The 21,301-nt window shown below is 45.7% G+C and carries 11 protein-coding genes; 1 reads left to right on the top strand and 10 read right to left on the bottom strand.

The window, feature by feature from the left end; all coding sequences use genetic code 11:
* Window positions 1–39: 39 nt before the first annotated feature.
* The 10 genes from QUA34_RS18695 to QUA34_RS18650 form a co-directional block, all read right to left on the bottom strand.
* A complete protein-coding gene (locus QUA34_RS18695) occupies window positions 40–5,226 on the bottom strand; it encodes an nSTAND1 domain-containing NTPase (protein WP_333388872.1) in 5,187 nt (1,728 codons plus the stop codon).
* A 571-nt stretch (window positions 5,227–5,797) separates the two neighbouring features.
* Window positions 5,798–6,157: a hypothetical protein gene (locus tag QUA34_RS18690; protein ID WP_333324672.1), complete on the bottom strand. Its 360-nt coding sequence runs from the start codon at window positions 6,155–6,157 to the stop codon at window positions 5,798–5,800.
* A gap of 344 nt (window positions 6,158–6,501) precedes the next feature.
* Window positions 6,502–6,663: a hypothetical protein gene (locus QUA34_RS18685; protein ID WP_333324670.1), complete on the bottom strand. Its 162-nt coding sequence runs from the start codon at window positions 6,661–6,663 to the stop codon at window positions 6,502–6,504.
* Window positions 6,664–6,794: 131 nt separating this feature from the next.
* A complete protein-coding gene (locus QUA34_RS18680) occupies window positions 6,795–7,487 on the bottom strand; it encodes a response regulator transcription factor (RefSeq protein WP_333080704.1) in 693 nt (230 codons plus the stop codon).
* Between the two features lie 159 nt (window positions 7,488–7,646).
* On the bottom strand, window positions 7,647–8,474 hold the full coding sequence (map, locus tag QUA34_RS18675) for a type I methionyl aminopeptidase (RefSeq protein ID WP_333080703.1): 828 nt from the start codon (window positions 8,472–8,474) through the stop codon (window positions 7,647–7,649).
* A 138-nt stretch (window positions 8,475–8,612) separates the two neighbouring features.
* Window positions 8,613–10,682 (bottom strand): response regulator, encoded by a 2,070-nt coding sequence (locus tag QUA34_RS18670; protein ID WP_333388871.1) that lies wholly within the window; start codon window positions 10,680–10,682, stop codon window positions 8,613–8,615.
* A 7-nt stretch (window positions 10,683–10,689) separates the two neighbouring features.
* Window positions 10,690–11,415, bottom strand: a complete 726-nt coding sequence (locus tag QUA34_RS18665) for a chemotaxis protein CheB (protein ID WP_333388870.1) — start codon at window positions 11,413–11,415, stop codon at window positions 10,690–10,692.
* The gene (locus QUA34_RS18660; RefSeq protein WP_333324664.1) at window positions 11,369–12,196 is read right to left on the bottom strand and encodes a protein-glutamate O-methyltransferase CheR; all 828 of its coding nucleotides are present in this window, start codon (window positions 12,194–12,196) and stop codon (window positions 11,369–11,371) included. Before QUA34_RS18660 ends, QUA34_RS18665 begins: the two co-directional genes overlap by 47 nt.
* A gap of 180 nt (window positions 12,197–12,376) precedes the next feature.
* Window positions 12,377–18,193 carry a HAMP domain-containing protein gene (locus tag QUA34_RS18655; protein WP_333388869.1) on the bottom strand — a complete coding sequence of 1,939 codons (5,817 nt, stop codon included), beginning with the start codon at window positions 18,191–18,193 and terminating at the stop codon, window positions 12,377–12,379.
* Between the two features lie 292 nt (window positions 18,194–18,485).
* Complete coding sequence (locus QUA34_RS18650; protein ID WP_445242831.1) at window positions 18,486–20,621, bottom strand: FAD-dependent oxidoreductase; 2,136 nt, start codon at window positions 20,619–20,621, stop codon at window positions 18,486–18,488.
* Window positions 20,622–20,755: 134 nt separating this feature from the next.
* Here QUA34_RS18650 and QUA34_RS18645 point away from each other — a divergent pair, with 134 nt between their 5' ends.
* Complete coding sequence (locus tag QUA34_RS18645) at window positions 20,756–21,268, top strand: hypothetical protein (RefSeq protein WP_333324655.1); 513 nt, start codon at window positions 20,756–20,758, stop codon at window positions 21,266–21,268.
* The last annotated feature ends 33 nt before the right edge of the window (window positions 21,269–21,301 follow it).

Here is a 21,301-nt window from a genome sequence, read left to right as displayed (position 1 = left end):
TCATCCGCCGACAGAGGAATGCAGTCCTCACTAAAGGATTTATTTCCTCTTATTTAACGCCTGCTTGCCAAATCCCAGACACAGCAGCCGATCGCCCTCAGCAACATTCGGGTCATTCTGCAAATAATCTCCCAACCATTCGCAACTCCGAGCAATGATTTTATTCAGTTCAAAATTCTCCAAAGGCCACAGAATTATAGTCCTATCGCTGCTAGCAAAAGCCAGAGTTTTGCTGTCAGAACTAAAAGTAACGCTCAACACGCGATCGCTCGATTCTAACGTCTTAGATAGCAGCGCCTTCTTGCCGTCAAAATCCCACAGCTTAACAGTATTTCCCCCACTCGCCGCCGCAATCAATTTGCCGTCTGGACTAAAACTCACGCTTTCTACAGTATCGCTGTGGTCTAGTTTTTCAGTTAAATTCGCCACCTTTCCATCAAACCCCCACAAGTAAACTTTTTTGTCAGCGCAAGCAGCAGCAATAGTCTTACCGTCGGGACTAAAACTAACATTTTTAACGCTGTCTTGGTGGTCGAGAGTTTTCAGGATTTTCGCCGACGCACCGTTAAATTGCCACAGGTAAACTCTCTTCTCTCCGGTAATTTCAAAAGCCTTTTTCTTCCCGCTTGCCTTGTCCTCAGCAGCGGTAGCAGTAGCAATAAATTTGCCGTCGGGACTGAAGGTAACGCTAATTACTGGATTGGTGTGATCGAGTTTTGCAAACAAAGTTGCTTTAGAACCGTTCCACCGCCATAGGTACAATTTGCGCTCGGCACTGGCGGCGGCAATTATCTTTCCGTCCGGACTAAAACTCACGCTTTTAACAATACCGCTGTGGCTGAGAGTATCTAACAGTTTGCCGTTTAAACTCCAGACTTTCACTGTTTTGTCATCGCTGGCAGAAGCAACAGTTTTATCATCAGGTGAAATGCTCACCCAGGTAACAGAATCATTGTGACCTTCTAAAGTTGTGAATAAACTGCCATCATCCCGCCAAAGTCTCACTGTTTTGTCCCCGCTAGCAGAGGCAATTGTTTTACTGTCAGCACTAAAAGTGACTTTGTAAACCCAGTCTCCGTGTCCCGATAAAATCTTATTCAGCGGAGTGCTGTCCGGTTTCCAAATTTTCACTATTTTGTCTTTACTTGCGGAAGCAATAGTGCCGTCACCGCTGAAACTTACGGCCCTTACGTCGTCTTGATGTCCTCGAAAAGTATTGAGCAAAGTGCCACTGCGACTCCAAACTTTCACCGTATCGTCGGCACTGCCGGTGACAATTTGTTTGCCGTCGCGACTGAAACTCGCGCTGACAACTTCATCGTTATGTCCTTTGAGAGTTCTGATTTCCTCACCATTGCGGTTCCAAATTTTGGCTGTGGTGTCGGCACTTGCTGAGACGAGTTCTTGACTATTTGGACTGAACTTAATGCTGTACACAATGTCAGAATGTTTGGTTAGTGTTTTGGGATTAATTTTAAATTTCTGGGTTTTAGTTTCTCTGTTCCAAAGTTTGACAGTTTTGTCAACACTTGCTGAGGCTATTGTTTGGCCGTCGGGGCTGAAACTGACACCGAGCACCCAGTCTTTGTGTCCGGTTAAGGTTTGCAGCAATTGTTTGTTCGCAAGGTTCCAGATTTTGACTGTGTTGTCGTGACTGGCGGAAGCTAGGGTTTTGCCGTCGGGACTGAAACTGACGCTGGTGACGATATCGCGGTGGCTGGATAAAATGGCGATCGCACTTTTGTCGTTATTTACTTGCCAAATTCTAATTGTGCGATCTGCACAACCAGTCGCGATCGTTTTCCCATCGGGACTAAAACTAACACTCGTCACGCTATCTGGGTGATTGAAAGTTTTTAATAACTTACCTTCTTTGCTCCACAATTTAACAGTTTTGTCAGCACTTGCCGAAGCAACTGAATTGCCGTCGGGACTGACACTCACATCCAAAACAAACTTGCTGTGCTGCTCGAAACGGTTGCGTTCTTGCACCCCGGAAACTGCTTGTCTGAGTCTTTCTGCAATTTGAGTTTTAGTCTCCACAGGCAGCGCTGTACTTTTCAGAGAATCACGACCAATTTTGATACTATTTCCCAACACTCCTAATTGGTTTTTTTCATTAGAAAGCACCAAAGCTTCCGACGCCGAATTTAGGGCATCAGTCCGACTGTTTTCTGCTTCTTGCCGTGCGCTTTCTGCTAATTTTGCTTGCTCGAATGCCATCCCCGAAACACCTGCGAGTACAAGCACTCCTAGAACCGCCGCCCGCAATTGCCATCTCCGAGATTGGTAAAGTTGAGCTTCCGCTTCGTGCTGTTTCTCTCTAGCTTCCGACAGCAAAGCATCTTGCTCTCTGTCTTTGCGAATTTGTTCAATTTCATCTCGGTTAATTTGGTTTTGCTTTCGCAGTTCCTCAACTTCTGCCTTTTTATCTAATTCTTGCTGCTGGCGAATGAAGCTAACTAAATAATCGTGAACGAGCTGATAAAGCTCAGCAGGCAGTTCCATCCATCGAAAAACTAAACCAGAGTTTACTAAAAGTTCTAAGACTAAATCTAGTTTATCAGGTTCAGCAAATGTCGCTAGATTTGAAGCTAATTCGGCGCGGGTTTTTAAGGGGCGTATTTGCTCTTCATCTGTGAGCAAATACAATACTCTGCGTGCAGCTACTTCATTCTCCGGGCCGCAATCTTTGATGACTTCTTCGAGAAACCTTTCGACTAATTTTTGTTGCGGATTGTTGCCAAGTTCCTGATATTGAGTTAAAGTTCTAATGTTCTCTTGTTGCAGTTGAGCCCCGACAAGTTGTAGTTCGATCGGGCGGACTTCTCCTAATTCTCCAGCTAAATCTTGGACTAATTCTTCGATCAGCTCCGGTTCTAAGTAAAACTGCGCTCGCTCAGTTAAAGTGCGAATTACCGATCGCGCATCGACCAGCGAAAAGTTTCCCAAATAAAACAGAATGTTTTTGCTGAGAATGTCCTCCAAAATATCATTGTTAACGAATCCTGTCTGGTTTTTTGGTCGGGAAAATTCCAGCAAATAGTGCAGGTAATCTTCCCGCAAACACAGGACGACTTTTAAATATTTTATTTTCAAGCATTCCCGCAAAAAATCAAAAAATATTTGTCTTTCCGCTGGCTCTTTCCACACGAAAAAAAATTCTTCAAATTGGTCAAATATCAGAACAGTCACTAAATGTTCTGAATTTATTTGCAGCTCGTTGAGAATATTTTCGTATTCGATCGCCTGTTGTTGTATGATTAATTCTATTGGCTGTGACTGCTCCCTTTGATCCTCATTATTCCCAGTGGAGCCACCCTGAAATCCCGAAATAAGATTTCCCTTGACTGCACCTGCTTCTACGGTCAAATCTACCGGATCAGTTTCTGGTAAGGCTTCGGAATTTTCCGGATCGAATATTTCAGCTTTCCCAGCAGATAACTGTCTGGTCAATTCCCGCGGCCAGTTGTTGTAAACTTGCAGCACTACGGGCAAAACAGTCCGCATTTCTATTTTTTTTTGTTTGAGAGCTGGTACTAATCCTCCCGTGACTATTGAACTTTTGCCAACTCCAGACTGACCGTAAATTACTGTCAGTTTGTCGGGGGTATTGTTCATCCTATATATCAAGCGGTTGAGGTCTTGCTCTCTGCCGGAAGCTGTAATTTCGTCAGCAATAGTAGCAGCGCCTGCAAGAGTTTCGGCGACGGAATTAACCGCTTCTCTGTGCGGCTGCAATTTTCCGGCTCCAATAAAAGCTCGGAACCGATACGTGTGTTCCACCGCTCGATAATCTTGTTTAATTTGAAATGCTTGGAGATATTCTCCCCGCTGAAAATAGAGCGATCGCAGCATTTCTAAAACCCGCAAATACAGTTGCGGGTTGTAGCAAGGTTCGGTTTCCGAGCGAGCAAGCTCTAAATGCGCGATCGCCTCTTGTACCTCACCTAACTGACTCTGGGCCTCTGCTAAAATTAACAGATACAAGCCTAGATGCTGCGACTTTACATGGGTTCCCTGTCCCGTCGCTTCTAAATTTGAGTTGAGAACGTCTAGAGCGATTAAAGCCCACTCTTTCGCCCCTTGCCAGTTCTTTTGCTCTAAGGCTACTCTAGCCAAAAAGCCGTAATCTTGAGCCAAATTAACTGCTGAATTTTCCATATTTTCATGTAACCTCCGAGCTTTGATAGCTAAATTCCAGAGTGCATCCCAATCTTCTAAATGCTGCAATACTTCGCCAAGTTGATTGATGAATATACCAACGGCATCCGGCCGCCCCGCGCGTTCTAAAACATCAATACATTCCTGAAAATAATTCTTAGCTTCCGTCCAGTAAGGACGGTTGCCGCTGCGATGTTGTTCTGCTTGGAAGCGGTAGCAAAGACCGATGTGGAATAGCAGAATTCCCTCTAACACCGGTGCTGGGTGAACGGTAAATAACAAATCGCTAAATTCGGTTTTTTGTACCCCAACAAATGCTACTTGATACTTCCAAAAACTGAGACTTTTTTGATACAATTCAATAGCCGCCGGGATGCGGTGACAAGCATATTCGTGCCTACCGCGAATAAATTGCAAACTTGCTTCAATAGCTGGTTCTAACCTGATGTTGCAAGTTTGCAAGTCTTGGCTGGCAGACTCTAGTTCAGTCAAAGAATTGGCTCCGAGAATGGCAGAATTAGTTAAACGCCAATTGCCACTTTCTAAAATGTTGGAAAAAATGCGATCGGCACTTTTGCCCAGGAAATCCACTAAGTCGTCGGGGCCAATCACAAATTCAACACTTGTCGTCCAAGTTTCGATATCTGTTACTAACCGAATCAGTTTTTTTAAGATTTTGTCTGTCACCCACAGCACCACCGGGAAGGGAAAATTATTCCGAAATTCTTCCCTCACGTAGTTGGTAGAAGTCAGGAGTCGATCGATCGCACTTACCGATTCCAATCCCAACACCATTAAAGCTGCCGGATGGCTGCAGGAAATTTTGGTTTCTATCGTCGTGTAAAGAGTTTTAACAGAGGGCGGGAGGACAATTTCTCGAATCTCGATCTCAGACTCCTCCCGCAATTGCCTTACAATTTCCTCTCTCATCGCACTGTAATTGCACCGCACCAAAATCAGGGAAAATTGCCCCTGAGACATTCTCAGAGTCCGGGAGAGAGTTTGCAGCGAACTTTTGTTTTGCTGTGCTGCGGTGTCTTGCTGGCAGTGCGAATTAAGCATAATTAATATTTGAAAAATATTCTCAGGATAGGTGCTGTCAACTGCCGAAAAAAGGAAGTTCGGCAACGGATTATTTAACGGATGTAACGGATGGCAGTTCGGCAACGGATTATTTAACGGATGTAACGGATGTAACGGATGGCAGTTCGGCAACGGATTATTTAACGGATGTAAGGGATGTAACGGATGGAAGGAATCGACGGCAGGGGAAAGTGCAATTAAGAACGTCCTAACCATTTTGGCGGTTGCTCTAAGTTTACTTTTACCCGTTTTTACGTTTGCCAATCAGAGCGAAGAATCACATGATTAATTTTATTTCTGCCATTTTGGGCGATTTCCCATCACTGGGAACCATAAAATAGTTAAGTTTATTTCAGCCTGCATACTTATTATGTTAGCCGATCGCAATTAAAGCATACCCAAATAAATACATACTCTGTTATTCGCATATTCCCAGCAAAATCAACCGGAGTTTACTGAAATCTTGATAATTGCTCCAATTCTACCCAGCAAATGAGTCTTTGTTTGCAGGAGTCCCAGCCATCGCCAAAATCGCACCAATCCGATTCAGTTATTCGCATATCCCGGAAATCCGGCATTCCCTGGTTGACTGACCCCTCGCCGCACTGAGATAAACTACCGGGGGCGGCTCATCAATTACAGCTTGAAGATTTTTTGTCATAAATTTATTAATCTCCATATCTAAAGTAGCTGTAAAATCAGGTTCATCCCAATCCTCGCTTTCTTCAATGCTAATTGTTGTTGGTGGCCCAATATCAAAATCTAGCTCATCGCCAAAATCCGAAACTTTCTTAATTGGCTCTATTTTCTGATCGGTATCAGTCGCTAAAGCTTGAGTTGTATTGGCTATTAGTACGAGCGGCAGTGCTACTATGGCACTTATCGTTTGTCGCGCCGTGATTTTCCTCATGGTATCTTCCTGGTATAAACTAACTTTTGGTGCTGCTATACATTCAACATCTGCGCCTACTTTAGAGCGCTTTCAGTCGATTTTAGATTTTAGATTTTAGATTGACTCCACAGAAGAATCTGAGAGCTTTAACTAGGGTCTAAAATTGTGCGCTGCTTAACACTCCGGCACTTCGCAAGTATCCGTTTTTGAGCAGAGTCATTAATTAATAGTGGCTTGTTTTTCCACAGGATATAACCTGATCTGTAACTGTTTGTGGCAAGTTTGTTTAACGGAGCATATCCGGTCAAGTGTTTGCCTTTCTATTTACTACGTGAAAACTCTTAAACAGTCAGGTTTTCCCGTTAAGAAGTAATTCCCCGGTGTTTGCGAGTGTTCATCTCAGACTCGAAGCAAAGTGGGTGAGAAGTCCGCGCCTGCGTAGCTATCCCGTAGGGAATCGCACACCCGTTTTCGCACACCCGTTTTCGCACTCCCGCGCTGCCACCAGCAAGCTGATGTGACATACCACAGCCACGGAATATCTGTCAATACTTATATCTTAACATTTCTAATTTTTTGCATAATTCTCGTTACCAGGAAGAGCCTGGTAACGCAGCTCGGCGAGGCAGAGCCTCCAGCCAAGTCTAGAGGACTCCTATTTCGTCAAGCCGTGTTCGAGAGCGAAGCGAACCAACTCAGTACGGCTGTTAGTACCCGTCTTGCTAAACAAACGGCTGACGTACTTTTCCACATTACGCACGCTAGTTTCCAAGCGGCGGGCAATTTCCTTATTCATCAAACCTTGAGCAACCAAATCCAAAACACTTTGTTCTCGCGGAGTCAAATCAATTTTAATCGGCGAAGGACTTTGGGCGATCGAACTCCGCCCACTCAGCAAAGACTCAATTCTCGCCATTTGGCTTGTCAAAGCAGCAATATCTGGACTTTCAGCATTTTCGCTTGTCTCCTTAGCAGCCGCGCGGCGGGCCAGCAAATTGGTTACTATTGCTACTAATTCGTCGGGATCGAAGGGCTTAGAAAGATAAGCATCGCAGCCTGCTTGATAGCCTTGAATGCGATCGCTCGTCATCCCCTTAGCCGTCAAAAACACCACCGGCAAAGCTTTATAGCGAGGATCTTCCCGCACTTGCTTGAGAAACTGATAACCGTCCACCTGGGGCATCATAATGTCTGAAATCACCAAATCCGGATTAGTCTGCTGCAAGATTTCCCAGCCGTCGCGAGCATTACTGGCAACCTCAACCGCAAAATCGCTATCTTCCAAATAAGCTTGTACTGCTTCCCGCAAGCCCGGTTCATCATCTACCAATAATAATCGTGCTGACATCTCTGTTACCTTCTTAATAGTGTAAATATTGTAGGTTGGGTTGAGGAACGAAACCCAAATCTTCATTTTAAATAAGGTGTTGGGTTTCGCCATCGCTCAACCCAACCTACAGAATAAAAACTTTAGCTCAAAACTCAAAACTATTGTCTTTTGTTCCCCTTAAACTTTGGAACGATCGGTCAAAATTTCATAGCCAGTTTCTGTCACCAACACAGTATGCTCAAACTGAGCCGACATAGCATTGTCAACTGTTACAGCAGTCCACTTGTCAGAAAGCGTCCGAGTGTACTTAGAACCGGCATTCAGAATCGGTTCGATCGCCAATGTCATGCCCGCTCGCAATTTCACGTTCGGCATTTCCCGCGTGCGGAAATTGAAAACCGACGGTTCCTCGTGCAAATTTCGCCCGACACCGTGGCCGGTAAACTCCTCAACGATACTAAAACCGTTGCTTTTGACATGATCTTCCATCGCACCAGCCAGATCTAGCAAATAAGCTCCCGCCTTGACTTGTTCGATGCCTTTGTAGAGCGTTTCTTCTGCGACTCGGATTAATTTTGCCGATTCGGGAGTCACTTCCACAACTGCGATCGTAATGCAAGAATCGCCGTGAAAACCTTGGTAATATGCCCCCGTATCTACCTTGAGAACATCTCCGGCCCGAATTACTTTTTTGGCGCTGGGGATGCCGTGAACAACTTCGTTATTAATGCTAGAGCAAATCGATCCCGTGAAACCGTGATAGCCTTTAAAACTGGGAGTTGCACCCATTTCGCGGATGCGTCTTTCGGCATAAGCATCCAAATCAGCAGTAGTCATTCCCGGTTTCACCATTTGGGAAATTTCTTTGAGTACCGTTGCAACGATTTTCGCTGCTTGCCGCATAATTTCGATTTCGCGTTCCGACTTAATTTCAATGCCTCGACGCTGTTTTTTGACTTGGGGTGCTTGAGTTGGGCTAGAAAGCAGACTGCTAAAAATATTCATGTATTGATGGGCGGGTAATTTTGTAGTTGGACGGCAGGTTGAAGCAAAAAACGGCAAATATCCAGCTTTTTGTGGAAAAATGGGTGTCTTGTTCCGAACTGTCGATCGCGTGTCCTTTAAGCTAGCTTAATATTTTTCTCAGTAATCAGCACGGGATTGGGGGGTCAACAAAGCGGTTTTAACCGCCGAGTCCGTCGGCTCAGGATTTCCGAGTATTCCTGTGAGGTTAGCAATTGCTGCAATTAACTTAGTTATGTCAACTGGTTTAGATAAGTGCATCTGGAAACCAGCTTCCAGCGCTTGCTGGCGCTCTTCCTCTCTCGCGTAGGCCGTCAGAGCGATCGCAGGCATCTTTCCACCCCTGAGCCTTTCCATTTCTCTCACCCGCGCGATCAACTCATAGCCGTCTGCTTCCGGCATTCCAATGTCGCTCAGCAGCAGAGCCGGCCAATAACTGTCCAGTGCGGCTAGAGCCCCGGCAACCGATGCAGCCGATCGCACCACAGCTCCTTCGTCCTCAAGTAAAGCAATCAAAAACTCCCGCGTGTCATCGTCATCATCCACCACCAGCAATTGCAAATTAGCCAGAGTGGGAAGGGTCTCTGCCTGGTCATTGAGGTGCGACCAATCATCGTCAGTAGCGAGGGCGTTCCTCTGTGCCACAGGGAGAGCCACCGTAAATTTCGCACCCTCGCCCGGATTATTCTCTGCATGCACCTTACCGCCGTGCTGTTCCACCAAGTGACGGACGATCGCCAATCCCAGTCCCAAACCTCCGTAAGACCTAGTTGTGCTGCTATCAGCTTGGCGGAAGCGATCGAAAACATAAGGCAGAAAATCAGGCTCAATACCAATGCCGCTATCAATTATCTGAATGTGAGCCTCATCTCCAACTGACTCTAACCGCACCTCTACTTTACCCTCTTGCGGACTAAACTTAATCGCATTTGACAGCAAATTCCACACAATTTGCTGCAAGCGATCGGGATCGCCGATAACTTCACCTACATTGGGACTGCACGTTAATTCTATGACTATGGATTTTTCCTCAGTCAGCGGCTCCAAAGAATCTATTGCCAGCTTAATCGCAGATTCCAACCGAATCGGATGCTTATTTAAATTTAGTTTACCCCGCAAAATCCGCGAAACATCTAAAATATCTTCGATGAGTTGAGCTTGAGATTTAGCATTGCGCTCAATTGTTTCTAGGGCTTTCTCAATAGTGTCTTGGTCAAATGTTTTGGTACGAAGCAGCCTAGACCAGCCGAGAATTGCATTTAAAGGAGTGCGGAGTTCGTGAGAGAGAATAGCTAGAAATTCATCCTTCATCTGGTTAGCTCTCTCCGCTTCTTGCCGCGCCACTTGTTCGCGGATTAGTCTCCCGCGTTCTTCCTCTGCTTGCTTGCGGTCTGTGACATCTCTAACCGTGCCCACATGACCGATAAGTTTTCCCAAATCCGAAAACATTGGTGACGACTGCACGTGAACCCAACGCACGCTTTCGCTACCAGCTAATCGAAACTCGTTAGAATATTCCTGACTTTCTTTAATCCAAGCTAACCAATCTGTGACTACGCGATCGCGATCTTCTGGATGAACTTCCCGCTGCCAAACCTCTACCAAGCTTTCGTCCAAAGCTAACCCGCAAATCGCTTGACAACGGGGATTAATGTAAGTACAGCGGCCTTCAACGTCAGCTAAGTAAATTCCCAGTGGCGAACAAGCACACAAAGTGCGAAACCGCTCTTCACTTTTACTTAGTTCACTATTAACAGCCGCTAACTGTGTTGCTTGCTGCTTCACCTCGACGGTTTTTTGGAACAATTCCACAAATACCTGCACCTTCGATGTCAATATTTCCGGTTCCAAGGGTTTGAACAGGTAATCCACTGCACCCAGAGAATAACCTTTAAACACGTGGGTGTCATTACTGCTGAATGCTGTGATAAAAATAATCGGAGTCGCTCGCGATCGATCTCTAGAGCGAATCAATGTTGCTGTCTCAAATCCATCCATTCCCGGCATCTGCACATCAAGCAAAATTACTGCAAAATCTTCATTAAGCAGACATCTCAGAGCCTCCGCGCCCGAACTAGCTTGTACTAGATTATAAGAGGGGCTGTTGAGAATAGCTTCTAGAGCTATCAAATTTTCTGGGCGATCGTCAACTAAAAGGACATTTACTCGATGGGGGGACTGCTGATTCATAATTTTTTTAATCTTTAATTCTTAGCAAATTGACTAAACAGGGAGCAATTTTAGAGAGGGGTAAAATCCAGTCTACTTCAACATTTGCGATCGCTGACGCTGGCATGGTCGGGCACAGAGCTGAAGCCGGTTCCTCCACAAATGTCAATCCTCCTTCAGCTTTAATTTTTGCCAGCCCTTTACTACCATCCGAATTCGCTCCCGTTAAAATTATGCCGATAACTTTCTCCCCAAAGGCATCCGCAGCAGACTCAAACAGCACATCGATTGAGGGCCGCGCGTAGCAGACAGGAGCCTCAGTTGATAGTGCAAATGTAGGAGTTCCGCGATTGGGGATTGGGGATTTTGAATTATGGATTGACTCCACTGCCACGCTCCCCCATTCTGTAAAGTTGTTTTGATACAGGCTAAACTCCTCCTCACAGGGAGATTCTATTAGCAAGTGATAGTCAGCGGGAGCCAAGTAAACCCGTCCAGGTGCGATCGGCTCTTTGTCTTTTGCCTCTGTGATTTGGAGAGAGCTTTGCTTTTGTAAAAAATAAGTAAGCCTATTCTCAGAAGTCTTATGGCGGTGTTGGACAATAACTACAGGCAAAGGAAAGCTTTGGGGCAAATCTGCCAGCAGCACAGTCAGAGCCTCTAGCCCTCCCAAAGACGTACCCACAACCACTATTTGAAAATTTTTCTTATTTAATTCTCCGGTAGAGTTTCTCACTACTTTCAATTGGTTCATAGTATTTTTCATAAGGTGTAAAAGTCAGAGACTCCTGATGTCCTAGTCCTAAAACTCCAAACATTCCCAGGCTCTCATAAAAAAGCTTGTGTACCCGCTCTTGGAGGTGTGAATTGAAATAAATCAGCACATTACGGCACAAAATAACATTAAATTCATTAAAAGAATTATCCGTTGCTAGGTTGTGGTGAGCAAAGACAATATTATCTTTAAGTGAAGAGCGAAAAATCGCATTTTCATAGGCAGCAGTGTAATACTCAGAAAACGCTTTCTTGCCCCCCGCTTGGTGGTATAGTTGCGTATATTCTTGCATTTGTTTCAGCGGGAATATCCCTGTTTTGGCTGTTTTCAACACTAATTCATTCATGTCCGTAGCGTAAATCCGACAACGGTCATAAAGTCCTTCTTCTTGCAGCAAGATTGCCATAGAATAGACTTCTTCGCCCGTTGAACATCCAGCGTGCCAAATCCGAATAAAAGGATAAGTACGCAGCAGCGGCACCACTTTATTTCTGAAACTAATGTAAAAGCTGGGATCGCGAAACATCGCCGTTACATTGACAGAAATATCCAGCAGTAAACGATCTAGGTAAGCAGGATTGTGAAGTACCTTTTCCTGAAGTGCAGAGACAGTGGTGAGCTGTTCCGAGCGAATAGTGTTCCTAATACGGCGCTTGAGAGAGGCAAGAGCATAATTACGAAAATCAAATCCGTAATAGCGAAACATTCCCTCTAGTAGGAGTTGAATTTCGATTGTTTCAAGTTCATGGCTTTCGGACATTTTTAATGACTAATTGGTTATTGGGCATTTTTGACTGTTGACTGTTAACTGTTGACTGTTGACTGTTGACTGCTGACTGCTAACTGCTGACTGCTGACTGCTGACTGCTGACTGCTGACTGCTGACTGCTGACTGCTGACAACTGCCAACAGTCAACTGCCAACTGACAACGGACTTCCATTATCGATAAAGCCAGACACGCAGCAGCGAGAGCAACTGTTCCGTATCAACAGGTTTGGTAATGTAGTCAGACGCACCAGCTTCGATACATTTTTCCCGATCGCCCTTCATAGCTTTCGCAGTAAGAGCAATCATTGGCAACGAAGCAAATTGAGGCATACTACGAATAGCTTGCATTGTTTCGTAACCGTCCATCTCTGGCATCATCACGTCCATCAACACAATATTTATGCCAGGGGTATTTTGCAATTTAGCAATGCCCTCTCTGCCATTCTCAGCATACACAACTTCCATTTTATGGCGCTCCAGCATACTTGTGAGGGCGAAAATATTCCGCATATCGTCGTCAACAATCAAGACTGTTTTGCCCGCGAGCGTCGAATCTGTTTGATACAATTGCTCTAGCATTTGGCGCTTGGGTTCCGGCAAATTTGCTTGAACTCGGTGCAAAAACAAAGCGGTTTCATCTAACAAACGTTCCGGCGAGCGCACATCTTTAACAATGATTGTTTCCGCCATGCGCTTGAGTTGAGTTTCTTCGGATCGTGTCAACTCTTTGCCCGTATAAATAATAAGCGGCAGACTTTTCAAATTAGCCTCTTGCTTGATCTGCTCGATCAGTTCAAAACCAGTCATATCTGGTAGTCCCAAATCGAGTACAACGCAGTCAAAATGCCCGGATTTCAAAGTTGCTAGTGCCTCTGCACCACTCCCCACAGCCGTTGTAGAAACATCGTGATTGCCGATTAAATCCACAATGCTCAGACGCTGTGTTTCGTCGTCTTCCACGACTAGCAAATTCTTCACTGGCCGCTCCACAAAACCCTTAATATCAGTCAAAGCTTTGCTCAAGGCTTCGCGACTGACAGGCTTTTGTAAGTAGGCGATCGCCCCTAACTGCAAACTGCGCTGCCGCCCTTCTTCCACTGATACAATGTGAACCGGAATGTGGCGCGTACTTGGATCGTGCTTCAAGCGATCGAGCACTGTCCAGCCATCCATCACAGGCAAATTTAGATCCAGCATAATCGCAGTTGGCTTGAACTCTCGCGCCATCGCCAAACCGATATCGCTCCGCAAAGCCACCAAACCTTTAAAACCCTGTTCCTGCGCCATATCCAACAGAATTCGAGCGAAGTTTACATCATCTTCAATAATCAAAAGCACGCGATCGTCACTCTCAATATTTTCTCGATCATCAGAGATTAAAGGTGAGGGGTAAGGCGCGATCGGCAAGTGGAAATTCGGCAAAGGAAGTGCGGGAGAATTAGCAGAGGGTAATTGAGGCGTTTGCTTGCCCGTTCCCGAGCCCGTATCAGTGATTATTATTCGCGATTCTTGGTAAGTTTGTGGCAGATAAAGCGTGAACCTACTACCCTCACCAGGGCTACTTGTTAATTTAATTTCTCCGCCTAGCAAATTAGCGATTTCTCTACTAATTGACAAACCCAAACCCGTGCCCCCGTATTTGCGGCTAGTGCTACCATCTGCTTGTTGGAAAGCCTCAAAAATAACCCTGTGTTTTTCAGCAGAAATCCCAATCCCGGTATCGCTAACTGAGAAAGCCAAAACAGTAGGGGAACTCCTTAAACTTTCTATCTCTAAACTCCACCCTTCCCGCGCTACTTCCGCACGCAATTTCACCTCACCTCGCTCTGTAAACTTAAACGCATTAGAGAGGAGATTCTTCAAAACTTGTTGCAGCCGTTTAGCATCAGTATAGAGACCTTTTGGCAACCCAGCCTCAAGCTCTATTTTAAAACTCAACTTCTTATCCTGGGCGATTTGGCGGAAAGTCCGATCCAAATGATCTCGCAAGTCCGTAAACAACACTTGCTCAATTTCCACCGACATCGTGCCCGATTCAATCTTAGCCAGATCCAAGATGTCATTAATCAGCCCCAGCAAATCATTTCCTGCCGAGTAAATTGTGCGCGTGTATTCAACTTGCTTCAGAGTCAAATTACCCTCTGTATTGTCAGAAAGTAATCGAGCCAAAATCAACAGCGAATTCAGCGGAGTTCGCAACTCGTGAGACATATTTGCCAGAAACTCCGACTTATACTTAGAAGTTAGAGCCAACTGTTCGGCTCTTTCTTCCAACAACCCTCTCGCCTGTTCGATATCTCGGTTTTTCCGCTCAACTTCCTTATTTTGCAGCGCTAGCAATTCCGCTTGTTCTTCTAGTTCTTCATTGGTTTGTTGCAACTCTTCCTGCTGACTCTTCAACAGTTCCTCAGATGCGCGGAGCGACTGCGCTTGTTGTTCAAGACGCTTGTTAGTTTCCGTTAGTTCTTTTTGCTGAGTTTGTAACTCTTCTGCCAAAGACTGTGACTGTTTCAGCAACTCTTCCGTCCGCATACTCGCCGCAATTGTATTTAAGACAATGGCGATACTTTCTGTAAGTTGGTCGAGGAATGTCAAGTGTATTTCGCTGAATCGGCGGAACGAAGCTAACTCGATTACTGCCGTCACTTGTCCCTCAAATAATACGGGTAAAACTACCACATTCAGCGGCGTAGATTCTCCCAGTCCCGAACCAATTTTAACGTAGTTTTCCGGCACTTCTGTCAACAGTATCCGTTCCTTTTCCAGGGCGCACTGCCCTACCAAACCTTCGCCTAAATGGAATCTATTTCCTAACTGTTTGCGTTCGCGGTAGGCGTAGGTACTTAACAGTTTGAGAAACGGATCATGTTCGACTGATTCCATCATAAAGAAGACGCCATGCTGAGCAGACACCAGCGGCGTCAATTCTGAGAGAATTAGTTTAGAAACAGTTTCTAAATCCCGCTGACCTTGTAGCATTCGAGTGAACTTAGCAAGGTTTGTTTTCAGCCAATCTTGCTCAGTATTTTTCTGCGTAGTCTCCCGCAGATTGGCGATCATCTGGTTAATGTTGTCCTTAACGATCGCAACTTCTCCTTCCGTGGCGACGGAAATTGACCTCGTTAAATCGCCTCTGGTAACAGCAATTGCCACTTCTGCGATCGCCCGCAACTGAGTAGTCAAATTCGCCGCCAACTCATTCACATTATCCGTCAAATCTCGCCACGTCCCCGCCGCGCCCGGAACCTTCGCCTGGCCACCCAATTTCCCTTCAATTCCCACTTCCCGCGCCACTGTAGTAACTTGATCTGCAAACGTCGCGAGCGTATCAATCATCTCATTAATCGTATCTGCCAGAGTCGCAATTTCTCCCTTAGCTTCCAGCATTAATTTGCGCTTCAAATCGCCATTCGCCACCGCCGTCACAACCTTAGCAATACCCCGCACTTGCGCTGTCAAATTCCCCGCCATCGAGTTTACGTTGTCGGTTAAATCTTTCCAAGTTCCCGCAACTCCTTTCACCTCAGCTTGACCGCCCAATTTACCCTCAGTTCCCACCTCCCGCGCCACCCGCGTTACCTCAGAAGCAAAGGAATTAAGCTGATCCACCATCACGTTAATAGTGTCTTTCAACTCCAGAATTTCGCCTTTAACATCCACGGTGATTTTCTTAGACAAATCGCCATTTGCCACCGCTTTCGTCACTTCCGCAATATTCCGCACCTGCGCCGTCAAATTCCCCGCCATCAAGTTTACGTTGTCGGTTAAATCTTTCCAAGTTCCCCCTACACCCCGCACGTAAGCTTGCACACCTAATTTACCTTCCGTTCCTACTTCTCTCGCCACCCGCGTTACTTCAGATGCGAAGGAACTCAACTGATCCACCATGATGTTAATCGTGTTTTTCAGTTCGAGAATTTCGCCTTTAACATCTACTGTAATTTTTTTGGATAAATCGCCATTGGCCACCGCCGTTGTCACTTCGGCAATGTTACGCACTTGTGCTGTTAAATTCCCCGCCATCGAGTTAACTGAATCCGTTAAATCTTTCCAAGTTCCGGCAACTCCTTTAACTTCAGCTTGCACACCTAATTTCCCTTCCGTCCCCACTTCCCTAGCAACCCTGGTTACTTCCGAAGCGAAGGAATTTAACTGATCCACCATCGTGTTTACGGTGTTTTTTAACTCCAGAATTTCACCCTTAACATCTACAGTAATTTTCTTCGACAAGTCGCCATTTGCCACCGCAGTAGTAACAGCCGCAATATTCCGTACTTGCTCTGTCAAACTACCCGCCATGAAGTTAACGCTATCCGTTAAATCCTTCCAAGTTCCTGCTACGCCTCGCACATCCGCTTGACCGCCGAGTTTACCTTCGGAACCCACTTCCCTAGCAACCCTGGTTACTTCAGATGCAAAGGAATTAAGCTGATCGACCATCACGTTAATGGTGTTTTTCAGTTCTAAAATTTCGCCTTTTACCTGTACCGTAATTTTTTTAGATAAGTCACCGTTAGCAACAGCCGTCGTCACCTCAGCAATGTTGCGGACTTGTGCTGTTAAATTTCCGGCCATTGAGTTAACTGAATCCGTTAAATCTTTCCAGGTTCCTGCTACTTCCTGCACTTCAGCTTGCACACCTAATTTCCCTTCCGTTCCCACTTCCCTAGCAACCCTGGTTACTTCAGATGCGAAGGAATTTAACTGGTCAACCATCGTGTTGACGGTGTTTTTTAGTTCGAGAATTTCCCCTTTAACATCTACGGTAATTTTTTTAGATAAATCGCCCTTTGCCACAGCGGTTGTCACTTCAGCGATGTTCCGCACTTGTGCTGTCAAACTGCCTGCCATGAAGTTAACGCTATCTGTTAAATCCTTCCAAGTTCCGGCAACTCCTTTCACCTCAGCTTGACCGCCAAGTTTGCCTTCGGAACCTACTTCTCTCGCCACCCGCGTTACTTCAGATGCGAAGGAATTTAACTGATCCACCATGATGTTAATCGTGTTTTTTAACTCCAGAATTTCACCTTTAACATCTACTGTAATTTTTTTAGATAAGTCACCATTTGCCACAGCAGTCGTCACGTCGGCAATGTTCCGTACTTGTGCGGTAAGATTGCCGGCCATTGAGTTAACTGAATCCGTTAAATCTTTCCAGGTTCCTGCAACTCCCCGCACTTCAGCTTGCACCCCTAATTTGCCTTCCGTTCCTACTTCTCTCGCCACCCGCGTTACTTCAGATGCGAAGGAACTCAACTGATCCACCATGATGTTAATCGTGTTTTTCAGTTCGAGAATTTCACCTTTTACATCTACTGTAATTTTTTTGGATAAATCGCCATTGGCCACAGCCGTCGTCACTTCGGCAATGTTACGCACTTGTGCTGTTAAATTCCCCGCCATCGAGTTAACTGAATCCGTTAAATCTTTCCAGGTTCCAGCAACTCCTTTAACTTCAGCTTGCACGCCTAATTTCCCTTCGGTTCCCACTTCCCTTGCCACCCGCGTTACTTCCGACGCAAAGGAGCTCAACTGGTCTACCATTGTGTTAACAATTTGCGCTGTTTGGAGGAATTCTCCTTTGAGGGGTCTGTCTTCTATTTCTAAGGCGATGGTTTGCGATAAATCTCCTTTTGCTACGGCCCGAATTACTCTGGCGGTTTCAGAGGTTGGTTGCACTAAATCTGTAATTAGGGTATTGACAGAGTTGACGCTAGCTGCCCATGACCCCTCGGCGCTGCCGATGGTGGCACGCTGGGCGATTTTGCCTTCTTTACCGACAACTGTGCCGATGCGATCGAGTTCGGCCGCCATTCTCTCATTGAGCTCGATAATGTCGTTAAGTTCGTCAGCAATTTTCCCCGCTAGACCGGTCTGGTCTATGGGCATCCGAACTGAAAAGTCCCCTTTTTTGACTGCCACTAAGGTTCTAAGTAACTGTTTGGCATAATTATTGGAATTGGGGCTGGTTATCTGTGCAGTTGACATGAGCGTTACCTTTGACGAGTTTGAAGGGGAAGGGGGGAATATTTTTGAGATTATTGATATTATCCAACTAAAGCAGTGTCTGATTGCTTCTGTCGAAAGATGGATGACAAATTGCTGTTTATCAGCTATTTTGTTATTGGTTATTTTATACTGGTTAGCAAACTCTTCTTGCTAACGAGTTAATTGTGGGGTGTCAGGAACAAGCCCGAAAGCCTGTTCCACCCTGTTCCACACAGAGTGAATTTTATTGTAAGGCGGGCAGGATGCCGGCCCTACAGATTATCAACTGCGATTATTTCCAATTTTGCCACGAACTATTGAAAATAGAAGTACCCGGAAAGGCGATCGGATTGGCATTTTGTTGCAACCGCAACTGCAATACTTCCAAGTTCGGCTCGCGGGACGGCAATTCGTCCACTAATTCATAAGGTAGAATCCCTTTTTCCAAGGAAAAAGCAGCCGTAACTCCCGCCGCCGCACCGGCAGACCATTCAAAAGAATGCACTCGATAAGCAGCGGCCGCTGTGTGGCTAACAGCAATACTTTTACCCGCCACTAACATATTGTCAATTTTCTGGGGAATCATTGCCCGCAGGGGAATTTGGAAGGGATAAGCTTGCCCTTGACCTTTGCGAGTGCCTTCGCGTTCGGTATTTCCCGGTGCTTCCGGCGGACTGTTGGTCATGCAGGGATGAAAGTCGATCGCATAATGACCGATACCCACAGAATCAGGATAAATCGTAGCGCGCGATCGCGATTTTGTATCCTCAACAGATTGACTTCCCACAGCCAAAGCCGGCGCATTCAAACCACCCACAGCTAACCACAAATTCCGATACTCTTCCTCCGACAAATTCTGGCGATAAAAATCAGCCGTAAAGTCAGTGCGAGACATATCAACTTCCCACACCGTAAAACCTTGAGGCTGATTAAAACTCGGCCGCCCAATAATACGTCGGCCCTCCCGCATATAAGGATATTTAGAAAGTCCGTGCACCGTCCCCATCGGCGAATCCAACCCGCTCAAAAAACGATTGTTTGGATTAGGCTTTTTGACTCCCTCTCCTAGCTGCGAGTCAGTAGTTCCTGTTACCAGCCAGTAGAAAAATCCTTTGGCATTTTCCTCTCCCTTTCGCAAAGTTTCGGTTCGCAAACCGCCCATCCATCCCCCCGGTTGCAGTTGACCGGACTCTTCCAACTGCTTGCGAGAATAAATTAAATTATCCTCAGCAGAACCGGGACGATAGTCATTGCCCCAAGTCCAGTTTTGCATCGAAATATCCCCCGGATAAATCGGGAATTGCTTCGGGTCTAAAGGTCGCTTTTCATCCGGTCTCCTGGTCCTGATTTGGCGGTAGCTGAAAACTAAGGGAAAGCTCGCCAATCTCTGCAATTCGTAGCTGTAGTAAGGAGCGTATTGTTGATAAAAAGACGGCACTTGATGCTGCTGCGGTTCCTTCGTTGCCTCCATCGCAAAGGTGTAGGTAAAACCTTGAGTGCAGTAAGGGTCGCCGGTTGGGCTAGCGGAGGAAGGTTCCAGAGGGGAACGCGGGTCAATTCCGAGGCGGTAGGGAACATCGGCAAGTCCGATCAATTCACCTGTTTCAGTGGCATCTACAACGTACCAACCAGCACCCCCTTGTAAAGGGGGGGAACTTGTGGCATTCCCCACCATTCTGGGGTTAGGGGGGGTTCCAGATGATTTAGAAATAAACCGAATAATAGTTTTATTAAATCGCGGAGAATTTTCGTAGCGATAGGCATCTTCGATAGTTTGAGAAAGAGTTTCGGTGTTGAGTGGTGGGGTGTTGGTGGCCGGTTTGTGTTGAATGGCGATCGCACTTTTAATTTGTTGACCCCCAACCGTATTCCCCGCTACAGCAGGAGTAATTGCTAGTTCTTTAATAACCGTATTGGGAAACCATTTCAGCGTGCCTTTGCCTTTTCTAGCGGCATCCTGCAAGATGTTAAAGAGAATTTTGTGACCGTCGTAGGGCATGAAACACGAATAGCTAACCCAACAGCCTCCGGGATTTAGCCGGCCGTAATGTTCCTTGATCCGCTCCCGCAATTCGAGGTAGCCACGGGGGTAAAATAAGAGCGATCGCTGAGTATCTCTTTCATCGAGTGCGGAAGTTCCCTGGGAGGAAATTTGACCGCCTACCCAGTCAGTAATTTCAGTGAGGCAAACTGTGCGCCCCGCCAGCAAACCTTCGTAAGCGGTAGCAGCGCCTGCGAGCCCGCCGCCTGCTACTAGAATGTCGCAAGTTTCAGCAGTGTCGGGATTGCGGGGAGGTGCAGCAAATACTGGCGAAATGCTCCCTATCGCGGAGATTATGCCGAGGGTGAGGCTAAGGATCGATCGACCTTTGAGCAAAAATAGATACTGTCGAAGTTTCATCGGAGATTGTGGAATTAATTTTGACATAGCGCGAAAAACACTCATCCCATCTAAATGTTTATTTTGCAGTATACTGGTATTTCGCGCTGTTGTCAGGGAAAATTTTTTTAGAGAAGAGGCATTAATACCAGCAACAACTATTGAACAGCCGGATGAACCTTATGCTCAAGATAGTCAAATTTTTTAGGTTATTTATTCCTTTTGAGACTTTAACAATTACCACCAGTTTAACTTATTCGGAAGTTTTACGCAGGTTGGACGAAGTTGTTACTCCTCCCAAAGTTTTTAGAATAATTTTACCCTTTGGTCAGCCCCCTGCGAAACCCTATGAAGGAACGATTTATGGCAAAAACTTCAAAATTAATCGCATCATCATCGGTAGACATTTATTGTTCCCAATTATACAAGGAGATATACATAATCAACAGTTCGGTTGTTCCATCAGAATTAGGATGAGTTTACATACAACAGTTATAGGATTTCTGATTCTGTGGCTGTGGACAACTGGCAGTATTGGAATGTTTTCTTTATTTGCTTGGTTAGTTGAACCATCCGTGGGAGCCATATTTTTACCAATTTTAGGAATGTTTATTTTTGGCTGGATTTTGTGCTTGATTCCATTTAAGATAGAGGCAAAAGCAGCTATAAAATTTTTGTCTATTCTCTTAACATAAAGTAATTTATTACGACCATATTTGAGCTGTATT

Source organism: Microcoleus sp. POL10_C6, from assembly GCF_036701585.1.
GTDB lineage: Bacteria > Cyanobacteriota > Cyanobacteriia > Cyanobacteriales > Microcoleaceae > Microcoleus.
This window is presented reverse-complemented; position numbering and strand designations above follow the sequence as displayed.

Coding starts and splice junctions, on each gene's coding strand:
- QUA34_RS18695 (WP_333388872.1), bottom strand. CDS start 5,226: ATGCTTAATTCGCACTGCCAGCAAGACACCGCAGCACAGCAAAACAAA.
- QUA34_RS18690 (WP_333324672.1), bottom strand. CDS start 6,157: ATGAGGAAAATCACGGCGCGACAAACGATAAGTGCCATAGTAGCACTG.
- QUA34_RS18685 (WP_333324670.1), bottom strand. CDS start 6,663: ATGTCACATCAGCTTGCTGGTGGCAGCGCGGGAGTGCGAAAACGGGTG.
- QUA34_RS18680 (WP_333080704.1), bottom strand. CDS start 7,487: ATGTCAGCACGATTATTATTGGTAGATGATGAACCGGGCTTGCGGGAA.
- map (WP_333080703.1), bottom strand. CDS start 8,474: ATGAATATTTTTAGCAGTCTGCTTTCTAGCCCAACTCAAGCACCCCAA.
- QUA34_RS18670 (WP_333388871.1), bottom strand. CDS start 10,682: ATGAATCAGCAGTCCCCCCATCGAGTAAATGTCCTTTTAGTTGACGAT.
- QUA34_RS18665 (WP_333388870.1), bottom strand. CDS start 11,415: ATGAACCAATTGAAAGTAGTGAGAAACTCTACCGGAGAATTAAATAAG.
- QUA34_RS18660 (WP_333324664.1), bottom strand. CDS start 12,196: ATGTCCGAAAGCCATGAACTTGAAACAATCGAAATTCAACTCCTACTA.
- QUA34_RS18655 (WP_333388869.1), bottom strand. CDS start 18,193: ATGTCAACTGCACAGATAACCAGCCCCAATTCCAATAATTATGCCAAA.
- QUA34_RS18650 (WP_445242831.1), bottom strand. CDS start 20,621: ATGTCAAAATTAATTCCACAATCTCCGATGAAACTTCGACAGTATCTA.
- QUA34_RS18645 (WP_333324655.1), top strand. CDS start 20,756: ATGCTCAAGATAGTCAAATTTTTTAGGTTATTTATTCCTTTTGAGACT.